General features: G+C 69.0%; 13 protein-coding genes. 9 read left to right on the top strand and 4 right to left on the bottom strand.

The genetic code is table 11. The annotated features are described in order from the left end of the window. Positions 1–76 precede the first annotated feature (76 nt). The 4 genes from ACTIGJ_RS16405 to ACTIGJ_RS16390 are packed head-to-tail and all read left to right on the top strand — an operon-like array spanning position 77 to position 2,652. On the top strand, positions 77–811 hold the full coding sequence (locus tag ACTIGJ_RS16405; protein ID WP_439641398.1) for a TetR/AcrR family transcriptional regulator: 735 nt from the start codon (positions 77–79) through the stop codon (positions 809–811). After that, complete coding sequence (locus tag ACTIGJ_RS16400) at positions 741–1,667, top strand: metal-dependent hydrolase (protein ID WP_439641397.1); 927 nt, start codon at positions 741–743, stop codon at positions 1,665–1,667. The genes ACTIGJ_RS16405 and ACTIGJ_RS16400 overlap by 71 nt, the downstream gene beginning before the upstream one ends. Further along, on the top strand, positions 1,664–2,152 hold the full coding sequence (locus ACTIGJ_RS16395; protein WP_439641396.1) for a hypothetical protein: 489 nt from the start codon (positions 1,664–1,666) through the stop codon (positions 2,150–2,152). The genes ACTIGJ_RS16400 and ACTIGJ_RS16395 overlap by 4 nt, the downstream gene beginning before the upstream one ends. Next, positions 2,149–2,652, top strand: coding sequence for a hypothetical protein (locus ACTIGJ_RS16390; RefSeq protein ID WP_439641395.1), 504 nt, complete (start codon positions 2,149–2,151; stop codon positions 2,650–2,652). Before ACTIGJ_RS16395 ends, ACTIGJ_RS16390 begins: the two co-directional genes overlap by 4 nt. 18 nt (positions 2,653–2,670) lie before the next feature. Here the strand turns inward: ACTIGJ_RS16390 and ACTIGJ_RS16385 are convergent, their stop codons facing one another. Both ACTIGJ_RS16385 and pdeM read right to left on the bottom strand, forming a co-directional pair. Further along, entirely contained in the window at positions 2,671–3,573 is a 903-nt protein-coding gene (locus ACTIGJ_RS16385) for a TIGR01777 family oxidoreductase (RefSeq protein WP_439641394.1), read from the bottom strand. Beyond that, positions 3,561–4,274 (bottom strand): ligase-associated DNA damage response endonuclease PdeM, encoded by a 714-nt coding sequence (gene pdeM / locus ACTIGJ_RS16380; RefSeq protein ID WP_439641393.1) that lies wholly within the window; start codon positions 4,272–4,274, stop codon positions 3,561–3,563. Before pdeM ends, ACTIGJ_RS16385 begins: the two co-directional genes overlap by 13 nt. Before the next feature lie 176 nt (positions 4,275–4,450). Between pdeM and ACTIGJ_RS16375 the strand changes: the two genes are divergently transcribed. Beyond that, on the top strand, positions 4,451–5,182 hold the full coding sequence (locus ACTIGJ_RS16375) for a TorF family putative porin (protein WP_439641392.1): 732 nt from the start codon (positions 4,451–4,453) through the stop codon (positions 5,180–5,182). A 31-nt stretch (positions 5,183–5,213) separates the two neighbouring features. Here the strand turns inward: ACTIGJ_RS16375 and ACTIGJ_RS16370 are convergent, their stop codons facing one another. Together ACTIGJ_RS16370 and ACTIGJ_RS16365 are read right to left on the bottom strand one after the other, a co-directional pair. After that, the gene (locus ACTIGJ_RS16370; RefSeq protein WP_439641391.1) at positions 5,214–5,852 is read right to left on the bottom strand and encodes a hypothetical protein; all 639 of its coding nucleotides are present in this window, start codon (positions 5,850–5,852) and stop codon (positions 5,214–5,216) included. After that, positions 5,852–8,308: a penicillin-binding protein 1A gene (locus ACTIGJ_RS16365; RefSeq protein WP_439641390.1), complete on the bottom strand. Its 2,457-nt coding sequence runs from the start codon at positions 8,306–8,308 to the stop codon at positions 5,852–5,854. Before ACTIGJ_RS16365 ends, ACTIGJ_RS16370 begins: the two co-directional genes overlap by 1 nt. 293 nt (positions 8,309–8,601) lie before the next feature. Here ACTIGJ_RS16365 and ACTIGJ_RS16360 point away from each other — a divergent pair, with 293 nt between their 5' ends. From ACTIGJ_RS16360 to ACTIGJ_RS16345, 4 genes are read left to right on the top strand one after another with little or no spacing between them, the layout of a single operon-like run. After that, a complete protein-coding gene (locus ACTIGJ_RS16360; RefSeq protein ID WP_439641389.1) occupies positions 8,602–9,687 on the top strand; it encodes a pilus assembly protein PilM in 1,086 nt (361 codons plus the stop codon). A 12-nt stretch (positions 9,688–9,699) separates the two neighbouring features. Then, entirely contained in the window at positions 9,700–10,287 is a 588-nt protein-coding gene (locus ACTIGJ_RS16355; protein ID WP_439641388.1) for a PilN domain-containing protein, read from the top strand. Next, positions 10,284–10,976 (top strand): type 4a pilus biogenesis protein PilO, encoded by a 693-nt coding sequence (locus ACTIGJ_RS16350; RefSeq protein WP_439641387.1) that lies wholly within the window; start codon positions 10,284–10,286, stop codon positions 10,974–10,976. Before ACTIGJ_RS16355 ends, ACTIGJ_RS16350 begins: the two co-directional genes overlap by 4 nt. Further along, entirely contained in the window at positions 10,973–11,494 is a 522-nt protein-coding gene (locus tag ACTIGJ_RS16345; RefSeq protein WP_439641386.1) for a pilus assembly protein PilP, read from the top strand. The genes ACTIGJ_RS16350 and ACTIGJ_RS16345 overlap by 4 nt, the downstream gene beginning before the upstream one ends. The last annotated feature ends 4 nt before the right edge of the window (positions 11,495–11,498 follow it).

The following is an 11,498-nucleotide window of genomic DNA, read 5'->3' as shown; positions in this document are numbered from 1 at the left end:
GACGCACGACGACGGCCAACCGCGGGTCGGCTTTTAGTGTTGACACTGTTACGTTAATGGCGGCAGCATGTCGTCCATGGCTCGTAACCGACAACCCGACGACGTTCGCGCGAAGAAGCGCGATGACATCCTGGAAGCCGCCATGGCGGTGTTCGAGAAGCACGGCGGGCTTGAAGCGCTGAGCTTCCGGCGGCTGGCGACCGAGATGGAGCTGAGCTATTCGGCGCCGTACCGCTACTTCGCGAGCAAGGACGAACTGGTCAACGCGCTGCGGGCGCGGGCGTTCCGCTGGATCGAGCAGGCCATGCTCACGGCGATCGCCGGGCTCGACGATCCGGAGGCGCAGCTGGAAGCGCTGGCAGCGGCCTACATCCGCAGCGGCATCGAACGGCCGGACCGCTACGCCCTGATGTTCTTCAAGCTCGACGACACCGACGTGGCACGTCGCTCGATCGAGCTGAAGGCCGCGCGTCGCGACGCGCTGGACGTCTGCCGGCGCGTGATCGCGGCCGGCCAGGCCAGCGGCCACCTGCCGGATCGGGTCGACCCGCTGACCGCCGCCCACCTGTTCTGGATCGGTGCCCACGGGCTGGTGTCGCTGCAGGTGGCTGGCCAGTTCGTGATGGGCCGGGACCTGCCGGCGCTGGTGCCGACGCTGATCCGCTGCCTGCGCGCCGGGCTGGAACATTTCGACGAGACGCCGGCATCACGGCGCACCACTGCTTCCGAGGAGATACGCCATGTCGCAACCCACGTCGCTGCCGGTGATGATCCCGATTCCCCGGCGCATCCCGTTCGCGTTCCCCGATGACCTGAATCCGCAGTGGAAGCCGGGTGATCCGGAATTCACCGCGATGGTCAACGGCGCCTCGCTGGTGATGCCGTACCTGGAACCGTTCCTGATCCGCACGATCCGCGAGGCGCTGCCGCAGGTGGCGGACCCGGCCGTCGCGGACAGCGGGCGCGCCTTCAACACCCAGGAGCAGCACCACTACCAGGCGCACCGCCGGTTCAACGAGCTGCTGAAGCGCAGCCGCTATCCGGAGCTGGCGCAGATCGAGGCCGACATGACAGCGTCGTACGCGCGGCTGTCCCGGCGCTCGCTGCGCACGCGGATGGCCTACACGGCCGGTTTCGAGGCGATGACGCTCGGCGTCACCCGCTGGCTGGTCGACTACCGGCAGCCGCTGTTCGGCGGCGCCGACAGCCGCGTGGCCTCGTTCATCCTCTGGCACTTCGTCGAGGAATGCGAACACAAGTGCGTGGCGCACGATGTCTACCACGCGCTGTACGGCGGCGGCCTGGTCAACTACCTGGTCCGCGCCGCCGGCGTGCTGCACGGTTCGCTGGACGTCATGTGGTACTCGATGCGCGGCTATCGCGCGATCCTGAAGAAGGAAGGCCTGTGGTATCGGCTGTCGTCGCGGCTGCGGCTGGCGCGTCGCCTCGGCAGCTTCGTCCGCCACGTCGGCCCCTACCTGCTGCGGGCGATGCTGCCCGGACATGACCCCCGGCAGGAAACCAATCCGCGCTGGGTCGATGACTGGATCGCTGGCCACGCCACCGCCGCGCAGGACGAACCACCGCTGCTCGACACCCAGCACCCGGACATTCCGGTGCCGTTCGCGCCCGCCTCCGCAGCCGCGCCAGCTGGTCTGCCTGCATGACGCCGACCGACCCACTTCGGCCGCTGCGCCGCCTGCTGATCGGCCACGGCGCCCTGCTGATCTTCACCGGCGGCGTGATCGGCTTCGGCTTCCTATTCCATCTGATCGGCGCGATCAAGCTGTGGCCGTTCCCTGGCGTCATCGAATTCCAGATGCCCGGCAGCTACAAGGCCTGGCGCATGTCGCATCTGGAAGCGCTGCTGAACGGCTCGATCATCTGGCTGATCGCCGCCCTGCTGCCGCAGCTGCCGTTCACTGTCACCGGCCTGCGGCGCATCACCTGGGGGATCATCTTCACCGGCTGGACGCTGGTCGCCGGCTCGATGTGCGACGCGCTGTTCCCGGACAGCCGAGGCCTCGCCGCCAACGCGGTGCTGACGAACAACATCGCCTTCGGCCTGTTCTACGTCGGCATCCTGGTGGTGATGGCGATCCTGGCGCTGATCGCCTGGCGTTCGCTGCGGCCGGAGCCCCGGTCCACATGAGCAGCCCGCCCAGTCGCACCGAGCGCGGCCGGCTGACGCTGCTGATGCACGGCGCGGCGATCGGCGTGATCGGCCTGGTCTCCGGCTTCGGGCTGGTGTTCGCGATCCTCGACGCCTGGCACGTCTGGCCGGTGACCCTGCCGATCACGCTGCCGGTGCCCGGCAGCGAACACGGCTGGCGCGTCGCCCACGTGGCCGGCGTGCTCAACGGCATGCTGATGATGCTCGGCGGGCTGGCGCTGGTGCCGACCGCGCCCGGCCCCACCGCGCAGCGCTGGATCGTCGGCGGACTGGTCTGGACCGGCTGGGGCAACACGGTGTTCTTCCATCTGGCCAACGCCTCCAGCAACCGCGCGCTGTCGGCCGGCAGCACCCGGCTGGGCGAAGCCGACCTCGCCGGCGTCGCCGGCTACCTGATCGGCGCCAGCACCATTCCATTCACGATCATCGCGCTGGCACTGCTCGGGCTGGCCGCAGCCCGCCAGTTGCGGCAGCGCTGACGGCGGAACCGCGCGACTTCAGCCGCCGAGCACGTCGCGCAGCGCCGCTTCCAGCGTCGGGAAGCGGAATCGGAAGCCCTGATCGAGCGCCGCCTGCGGCACCACCCGCTGGCCGCTCAGCAGGATCTCGGCCATCTCGCCGACGATCAGCTTCAGCGCGAAGCCCGGCATCGGCAGGATCGCCGGCCGCTTCAGCACCCGGCCCAGCGTCTTCGCGAATTCGGCGTTGGTGACCGGTTCCGGCGCGGTGCCATTGAACGGGCCGGACGCGGTCTCGCGCTCGATCAGGAAGCGGATCAGCGCCACCAGATCGGCGCGATGGACCCAGCTCATCCACTGCCGGCCGGAGCCCATCGGGCCGCCGCCGCCCAACCGGAACGCCGGCAGCATCTGCGCCAGCGCGCCGCCGCCGGCCGGGCCGCTCGGCCCGAGCACGATGCCGGTGCGCACGGTGCAGACGCGCACGCCGAGTGCCGCCGCCTTCAGCGCCTCGGCTTCCCAGTCACGGCACAGCGTGGCGGAGAAATCGCCGCCGGCCGGCGCGCTTTCGGTCAGCACCTCGTCGCCCTGCGGGCCGTACCAGCCGATCGCCGAGCCGGATACCAGCACCTTCGGCCGCGTGCCCAGCCGGCTCATCCAGTCGACCAGCCGCCGCGTGGTGTCGATCCGCGAAGTGCGGAAGCCCATCTTGGTGACCGGATTCCAGCGCGTGCCGCCGAGGTTGGCGCCGGCCAGATTGACCACGGCGTCGACGGCATCGGCGCGGGCCAGGTCGCGGATCGCCTTGGCGCCGTTCGGCACCCGGTTGCCGGACGAGGTGATCTCGCGGGTCAGCACCGTCACGGCATGGCCATCGGCCAGCAGGCTGGCGGCCAGTTCGCGACCGATGAATCCGGTACCGCCGGTGATCAGGACATGCATGGCACAGAGGGTTCGAAAGGTTTGCCGGACTGTATCGGAACCAGTCCGTCCGGCGTCACGGCGATCACCGCGTCCGCCGCTTCAGGCTGCACCGGGTAGCCGCCGGTGAAGCTGCCGAACGACGGCAGCACGCCGATTCGCTGCGCGTGACGGAACCAGAACACCGGCAGCCGCGCGGCGTCGCGCCGCGATTTCAGCAGCAGCACCGGGTGCAGGTGCCCGGCCAGCACCAGCCCGCGCGGATCGGCCTGCGGCTCGTGCGCGAACACGAACGGCGGCTGGTGCAGCGCACCGCTGACCCAGTCGATGCGCCAGTCTGCCGGCAGGCGCTCGACCTGCCGGTCATGGTTGCCGCGAATCGCCAGCCAGTGCAGCGCGGCGTGACGGACGCGAAAAGCGTCGATCGCGGCCATCGCCGGCTCGTCCTGCGACAGCCGCGTGTGGAACAGGTCACCGAGCACCAGCAGCCGATCGGGCCGGTGCGCGGCGATCAGCGCATCGAGACGGGCCAGATCATCGGACGTGGCGCCGCTCGGCACCGGCACGCCGGCGCGCCGGAACGCGGCCCCCTTGCCCAGGTGCACGTCGGCGACGATCAGCGTGCGCGCGGCCGGCCAGAGCAGCGCGCGGTCGGGCAGCGGCAGCAGGGCATGGCCAGCGAACGCGGGCGGCGTGCCGGCAGGCGGGGGCGTCAGGCTCATGGCGGCGGATGATACGAAAGGCCCGCAGCGTCTTCGCCGATTGACCGGGCCATCGCCTGCTTGCGAGGCTTCGCCGGCGGTTCGCCGCCCTTGATCGAGACCATCCACAACAGACGAGCCGTCTGCCGCAGCCGCCATCGGCGGCGCGAGCGCGGCCAGCAGGGAGAGAGACTGACGTGATCCAGAAAAATGCCCATCCGGTGGCAGCTGCGGCGCTGTGTGCGCTGCTTGGCCTCGGTGCCTTCAGCGCGCCAGCGGAAGCCGCGTTCCGCGGCAATGTCGGCGCCTTCAGCGAATACGTGTTCCGCGGCGTGGCCGCCGAGGGCGGCGCGGCCGTGCAGGGCGGCATCGACTACTTCCACGACAGCGGCGCGCTGGCCGGCATCTGGGCCAGCAACACGGCGCTGTTCGGCGGCTCCGAGCTGGATGTCTACGCCGGCTACCTGCACCGCTTCAGCGACACCGTGTCGGTCGACGTGTTCGCGCTGTACTACGTGCTGCCGGAAGATCAGGAAAACCCGCCGTTCGCGCCGGACACCCGCGATCTCGACACCGCCGAGTTCGGCACCACGCTGCTCGCCGGCCCGGTCAAGGCGCAGTTCTATTACTCGCCGGACTTCGTCGCCACCGGCAAGCCGAGCTACTACTACTCGGCCGCCTACACCCACGCGCTGACGCCGACCGTGGCGATCACCGCACAGGCCGGCTACACCCACGGCCGTGGCGCGGCGCTGGCCTTCGGCGACCAGTACGTCGACTACAGCCTGTCGATTGCCAAGACCATCCTGCCGGGGCTGGTGTTCTCGCTGACCGCCGTCGACACCACGCTCGGCGCGGCCGATCTGCAAAACGGCCGCGACGATGATCCGAAGGTCTATCTGGGCCTGAAGTACACGTTCGACTTCTGAGCCCGCTTCACCGATCCAAGCCGGCTGCAGTTCAGCCGTGGCCGAGGATCGCCGTTGCGTCGAGCGCCGCCAGCGCTTCGGCCTCGGCGAGCTTCAGCCGCTTCATCGGCAGGCCGTCGCTCGGCGACAGCGGCGTGCGGCGCAGGTCATCGAGACCGAACATGGCGACGTCGACGCCGATCTCGCCGGCCTCGAAGCGTGCCAGCGGCACGGCGTCCTCGCGGCCATCGGGGTAGCGGTAGTCGCGCTCGTCCTGCTCGAACGGAATGTTGCGTTCGGCCAGGAACAGGTCGAGCGCTTCCGGGCGATCGGCGAAGCCGTGGATCTGCACGCGGTGGGCGGCGGTGATCGCACCGCTGACCGCCGCGCCGACCATGCGCGGATCAAACGGCTGCAGCAGCTTCATCGCCTGCACGGCGGTACGGCGCAACGCGATCAGCCGCTCGGCGTAGTCGCTGCCGCCGAAGATGCGCTGGTACTCGATCACGGCCGCCTGGATGCTGGCGTTGTCCGGCATCGCGCTGCGCGGCGACAGCCCCAGCCGCTGCATCGCCTTGTGCTTGGCGGCGCGGTAGTCGAGCACATCTTCCTCGCAGACGATGCGCGCGCACTCCGCGATCAGCTCGCGGCTCGCCTCGCCGCTGCTACCGCCACCGCTGCGGGCCTTCATCAGAAGATGTCGCCGCTGGCATCGTCGGCATTGCCATACGGATTGACGCCGTCATCCGCCGGCGGCACGTGATCGCTCTGCACCACTTCGTACAGGGCGCCCGGGGTGTCGCCGGACACCAGCTTGCCGGTGGCCGGATTGATCGCGATCTCGGTCAGGCCGGGCGGCTTCGGCTGCTTTTCCTGCGGCACGCCCTTGAGCGCCGTCCGCATGTAATCGATCCACATCGGCACCGCCGCACGGCCGCCGACCTCGCCCTTGCCGAGCGGCTTCGGCTGGTCGAAGCCGACCCAGGCGACGCCGACCAGCGAGGCCGAATAGCCGTTGAACCAGGCGTCGGTCTCGTCGTTGGAGGTGCCGGTCTTGCCGGCCAGGTCGTCACGGCCGAGCGCTTTCACCTGCGGCGCCGTGCCGCGCGTGACCACGTCATGCAGCATGCTGGTAATCAGGTAGTCGAGATCGGCCGACAGCACGCGCGGCGCGCGGTCTTCCTCCGGCACCAGCGGTTCGGGCGGCTCTGCCGATGGTGCCGGCGCCGGCGCAGCCGCGATCACGGCGCCCGTCGCAGGATCGCTCAGCGGCTCCGGCGCGGCCGGCGGCGGGGCGTCGCAGGCCGGGCAGGCGCGCTTCGGACGGGCGCGGAAAATCTCCCGGCCGCTGCCGTCGCGGATCACGTCGATGAAGTACGGGTCGACCAGGAAGCCGCCATTGGCCAGCACCGCGTAGGCGCGTGCCTGCTCCATCGGCGTCATCGACGCACTGCCGAGCGCCACCGTCAGATCGGCCGGCAGCCGCGATTTCTCGAAGCCGAAGCGGGTCGCGAACTGCCGCGTGTATTCGATGCCGACGGCCTGCGCGACGCGCACCGACACCAGATTGCGCGACAGCGCCAGCGCTTCGCGCAGCCGCATCGGGCCGCGGAACTTGCCTTCGTAATTGCCGGGTCGCCAGTCATCGTCCGGATTGACGCTGGAGGTGAACACCACCGGCGCGTCAAGGAACACCGAGGCCGGCGTGAAGCCCTTCGACAGCGCGGCGGTATACAGGAACGGCTTGAAACCGGAGCCGACCTGGCGGCGCGCCTGGGTCACGCGGTTGAAGTTGCCGAGGAAGAAGTCATACCCGCCGACCAGCGACTGCACGCTGCCGTCACGCGGATCGAGCGCCACCAGCGCGCCCTGCACGGCCGGCACCTGGGTGAGCCGCCAGTCGCTGCCGATCTTGGCGACACGGACGATGTCGCCGACCGCGGGCTGGCGCTTGTCGCTGAAGCCGGCCCAGGCAAACGCCTTCTTCGGCAGTTCGACGATGCCGTTCTCGGTGATCACCCGCAGCAGTTCCGGCGTGTAGCCGAGCACCGCACCCGGCAGCAGCCCGGCCACCGGTGGCCGCGCGGCCAGCTGGGCCAGCACGTCCGGCGCCGCCGGATTGCCCGCAAGCCGCGCGCGGACCGCATCCGGCAGCTTTGCCTCCGCGCCGTTGTAGCCGTGGCGTTCCTCGTAGGCCAGCAGGCCGCCCCTGAGCGCTGCCGTCGCCGCCTGCTGGCGAACGCTGTCGAGCGTGGTGGTGACCACGAAGCCGTCGGTGTAGGTCGCCTCGCCATGCTTGGCGAACAGCTCCGCGCGCACCATCTCGGCCACGTAGCGGCCTTCGACGTCGACCTGGGTGGCATGCTCGAACGCGGTGATCGGCTCGGCGACCGCCGTCTTCCAGGCACCGTCGTCGATGTAGCCGAGATCGTGCATCCGTCGCAGCACATAGTCGCGGCGGTTCTTGGCGCGTACCGGGTTGCTCAGCGGGTTGTCGCGCGACGGCGCCTTCGGCAGGCCGGCGATCAGCGCCATCTCGCCCAGGCTGAGCTTGGCGACCTCGCGCCCGTAGTAGACGGACGCCGCCGCACCGACGCCATAGGCGCGATTGCCGAGGAAGATGCGGTTCAGGTACAGCTCGAGGATTGCTTCCTTCGTCAGCTCGGCCTCGATCTTCTGGGCCAGGAAGATTTCCTTGAACTTGCGCGAGAAGCTCCGCTCGTTGCTCAGGAACACGTTGCGGGCCAGCTGCATGGTGATGGTCGAGCCGCCCTGCCGCTTCTCGCCGGTCGACGCCAGGATCACCGCCGCGCGGGCCAGGCCGGCGACATCGACGCCGGAATGCTCGAAGAAGCGGTCGTCCTCGGCCGCCAGGAAGGCCTGCACCAGCGGCTTCGGCAGCTGGTCGTAGCGCAGCGGTTCGCGCCGTTCGGCGCCGAATTCGCCAATCAGCTTGCCGTCCCGAGTGTAGACCCGCAGCGGCACGCCGAGGCGGATCTCGTGCAGGCTTTCCACCGACGGCAGCTGCGGCGTCACCCAGGCCTTGATGGCGAAGAAGCCGCCGATCGACAGGACCACCACGAGGGCCGCGCCGATCAGCGCGATCCGGCCAAGCAGGCTGCCGCGACTGCGGGTTTCAGGATTCAATCGGGAGTCTCGGTTGGAAGGCCGGAGCGCGAACGCGATCGCGCGTCGGCGCAGGCTGCGGGACAGGCCTTGCAGGCTTCGGCGCCGGGCGTTGCCAGCCGCCGTTCATCGCCTGCTTTAGGACTTCGATCAGACACTTAGAGACGGTTGCTGTCGTTGCGCCGTACACCACGTGGGCTATATTAAGTCCTGCCCCGGATGCCGTCATCCAGCCGGCTCGCGACACGGTTAAAGCAAGACAAGGCCACGCCGATAAGGGCTGTTCAGCAAGGAATCACCGGGGGACGCGGCTCATGTCGATCAAACAGGCGCTGTTCGGGGGTGCCAGCCGCGAACTGATCGGCCTCGACATCTCGTCCAGCGCCGTCAAGCTGCTGGAGCTTGCCCGTCGCGGCGATCGCTACAGCGTCGAATCGTTTGCCGTCGAAGCGCTGCCGCACGGTGCCGTGACCGATCGCCAGATCACCGATCCCCGTGCGGTCGGCGAAGTGATCAGCCGCGCGGTCAGCCGGGCCGGCACCCGCAACCGGCAGGCGGCGGTCGCCGTCGCCGGCTCCTCGGTAATCACCAAGGTGATCGCCATGCCGGCGGCGCTGAGCGACAACGACCGGGAGGAACAGATCAAGGCCGAGGCCGATCAGTACATCCCGTATCCGATCGACGAAGTGAACCTCGATTTCCAGGTGCTGGGCCCGGCGGCGCGCGACCGCGACAACGTCGAGGTGCTGCTGGCCGCCTGCCGCAAGGAGCAGGTGGAATCGCGGATCGCCGCGCTGGAAATCGCCGGGCTGACGCCGAAGGTGGTCGACATCGAGGCCTATGCGCTGGAAAACGCCTGCGAGCTGCTGACCCACCAGATGCCGGCCAACGGCGTCGGCAAGACAGTGGCGGTGGTCGACGTCGGCGCCTCGACCACTTCGCTGCTGGTGCTGCACGACCTGCAGAGCGTCTACACCCGCGACCAGGCCTACGGTGGCCGGCAGCTGACCGAGGACATCATGCGGTTCTACGGCATGAGCTACGAGGAAGCCGGCAAGGCCAAGCGGCTCGGCAACCTGCCGCCGAACTACGAAACCGAGGTGCTGAGCCATTTCATCGCCGACATGGCGCAGCAGATCGACCGCTCGCTGCAGTTCTTCTTCGCCGCCGCTTCGCGCCACAACGTGATCGACCAGCTGATCCTCGGCGGCGGCTGCGCGCACATTCCGGGCATCGACGTGGCGATGCAGAAGCGCCTGCAGATTCCCTGCGTGATCGCCCAGCCGTTCGCGAAGATGAGCATCGGTGCCCGCGCCAAGCCGGCACAGCTCGGGCAGGACCAGGCGTCGATGCTGATTGCCGCTGGCCTGGCGCTGCGCGCCTTCGATCTCGACAACTAGGGCCGCACGCCAATGGCAACCCGGATCAACCTGCTCGACTGGCGCGCCGCCCGGCGCGCGCGCCGGCGCAAGGAATTCCTGACCATGCTCGGCCTCGGCATCGGCGCCGGCGTGGCGCTGCTGGGCCTCGGCTACGTGACGATGACCGGCGCGGTCGACCACCAGAACCAGCGCAACGCCTACCTGACGGCGCAGATCCGCGATCTGGACAAGCAGATCAAGGAAATCGAGGAGCTGGAGAAGGTCAAGGCGAACCTCGTGTCGCGGATGAACGTGATCCAGCAGTTGCAGGAAAGCCGCTCGGCGACCGTCCATTTCTTCGACGAGATCGTCAACACGCTGCCGGATGGCGTGAACCTCGAATCGATCAAGCAGAGTGGCCAGAACGTCACCATCGAGGGCACGGCGGAATCCTCCGGCCGCATTTCCGCCTACATCAAGAATCTCGATGCCAGCCCGTGGTTCCGCAACCCGAAGCTGGTGGTGATCAAGACCGGCGAAAAGAACAAGCAGCGCAACAGCGAGTTCACGCTGCAGGTCACCAACCTGACCAAGGCCACGGCCGACGGTGACGGCGGCAGTGCCGGAGGTGCGCCATGACGCTGGCGCAGGCCTATGCGGAGCTGCAATCGCTGGATGCCAAGAATCCGGGCGCCTGGCCGCGCTGGGTGCACGTGGCGGCCTCGGTGCTCGCTTTCCTGCTGCTGCTCGGCCTCGGCATCTGGACGCTGGTCGTGCCGGAGTACGACAGCCTGCAAGCTGCGGAAGGCCGGGAAACCACGCTGCGCGGCGAGTTCGAGAACAAGCAGAAGAAGGTCGCCGCGCTCGACGCCTACAAGGCGCAGCTGGACACCATGGAGCGAGACTTCGGCGCGATGCTGCGCCAGCTGCCGTCGAAGACCGAAGTCGAGAACCTGCTCAACGACATCTCCCAGACCCGCGTCGCCTCCAGTCTTGAAGAAGAGCTGTTCCAGCCGCTGGCGGAGATTCCGCGCGAGTTCTATGCGGAGGTGCCGAACCGGATCGTCGTCACCGGCAGCTATCACGAGATGGGCGCGTTCGCCGGTGGTGTCGCGGCGCTGCCGCGCATCGTCACCATCGACGAGGTGGAGATCCGGCCGGCGACCGGCCAGGGCAGCCAGGGCCTGCCGCGCGGCAGCCTGCGGATGAGCGCGCTGGCCAAGACCTATCGCTACCTCGACGACAGCGAGATCGCCGCCCAGCCGGCGGTCGGCGCGGACGGCAAGCCGGTGCGCCGCAGCGCCTCGCGCAGCCGGGGCCGGCCATGATCCGCCGGCGGCTGCCATTCGCCGCAGCGGGCCTGGCCTTGCTGCTGTCCGGCTGCAGCCGCGACATGCGCGATCTGGAAACCTGGGTCGCCGAAGTCAAGGCGCGCAAGAGCACGCAGATCGACCCGATTCCGCAGATGAAACCGTACGAGGCCTACGCCTACGTCGGCGAGAACCGCCGTGACCCCTTCGCGGCCTCGTCCGGCGAAGGCCGGCCGAATGCCGCCGGCGAGCTGACGGCACTGCGTCCGGACCTGAACCGCAGCCGCGAGCCGCTCGAGGAATTTCCGCTTGACGCGCTGCGGCTGGTCGGCGTCGTCACCTTCAATGCCCGCACCTACGCGATGGTCCGCGCCCCGGATTCGGTGATCCACCGGGTCACCATCGGCGATCACCTGGGCCAGAACTACGGCCGGATCAACAAGGTCAGCGAAGCCGAAGTCCGGCTTACCGAGATCATTCCCGACGGGTTCGGCGGCTATCTCGAGCGCCCGGCGGCGCTGGCCACAACGGAATGAACCT

Origin of the sequence: Nevskia sp. (assembly GCF_051860985.1) — a bacterium.
Taxonomy (GTDB): Bacteria; Pseudomonadota; Gammaproteobacteria; order Nevskiales; family Nevskiaceae; genus Nevskia.
Note: the sequence above shows the minus strand (reverse complement) of the source record. Positions and strands in the feature narration are given on the sequence as shown.

What these genes read in the sequence shown, in the direction of transcription:
- ACTIGJ_RS16385 (WP_439641394.1), bottom strand. Translation starts at nt 3,573, where the DNA reads ATGCATGTCCTGATCACCGGCGGTACCGGATTCATCGGTCGCGAACTG.
- ACTIGJ_RS16390 (WP_439641395.1), top strand. Translation starts at nt 2,149, where the DNA reads ATGAGCAGCCCGCCCAGTCGCACCGAGCGCGGCCGGCTGACGCTGCTG.
- ACTIGJ_RS16400 (WP_439641397.1), top strand. Translation starts at nt 741, where the DNA reads ATGTCGCAACCCACGTCGCTGCCGGTGATGATCCCGATTCCCCGGCGC.
- ACTIGJ_RS16395 (WP_439641396.1), top strand. Translation starts at nt 1,664, where the DNA reads ATGACGCCGACCGACCCACTTCGGCCGCTGCGCCGCCTGCTGATCGGC.
- ACTIGJ_RS16370 (WP_439641391.1), bottom strand. Translation starts at nt 5,852, where the DNA reads ATGAAGGCCCGCAGCGGTGGCGGTAGCAGCGGCGAGGCGAGCCGCGAG.
- ACTIGJ_RS16405 (WP_439641398.1), top strand. Translation starts at nt 77, where the DNA reads ATGGCTCGTAACCGACAACCCGACGACGTTCGCGCGAAGAAGCGCGAT.
- ACTIGJ_RS16355 (WP_439641388.1), top strand. Translation starts at nt 9,700, where the DNA reads ATGGCAACCCGGATCAACCTGCTCGACTGGCGCGCCGCCCGGCGCGCG.
- ACTIGJ_RS16345 (WP_439641386.1), top strand. Translation starts at nt 10,973, where the DNA reads ATGATCCGCCGGCGGCTGCCATTCGCCGCAGCGGGCCTGGCCTTGCTG.
- pdeM (WP_439641393.1), bottom strand. Translation starts at nt 4,274, where the DNA reads ATGAGCCTGACGCCCCCGCCTGCCGGCACGCCGCCCGCGTTCGCTGGC.
- ACTIGJ_RS16350 (WP_439641387.1), top strand. Translation starts at nt 10,284, where the DNA reads ATGACGCTGGCGCAGGCCTATGCGGAGCTGCAATCGCTGGATGCCAAG.
- ACTIGJ_RS16360 (WP_439641389.1), top strand. Translation starts at nt 8,602, where the DNA reads ATGTCGATCAAACAGGCGCTGTTCGGGGGTGCCAGCCGCGAACTGATC.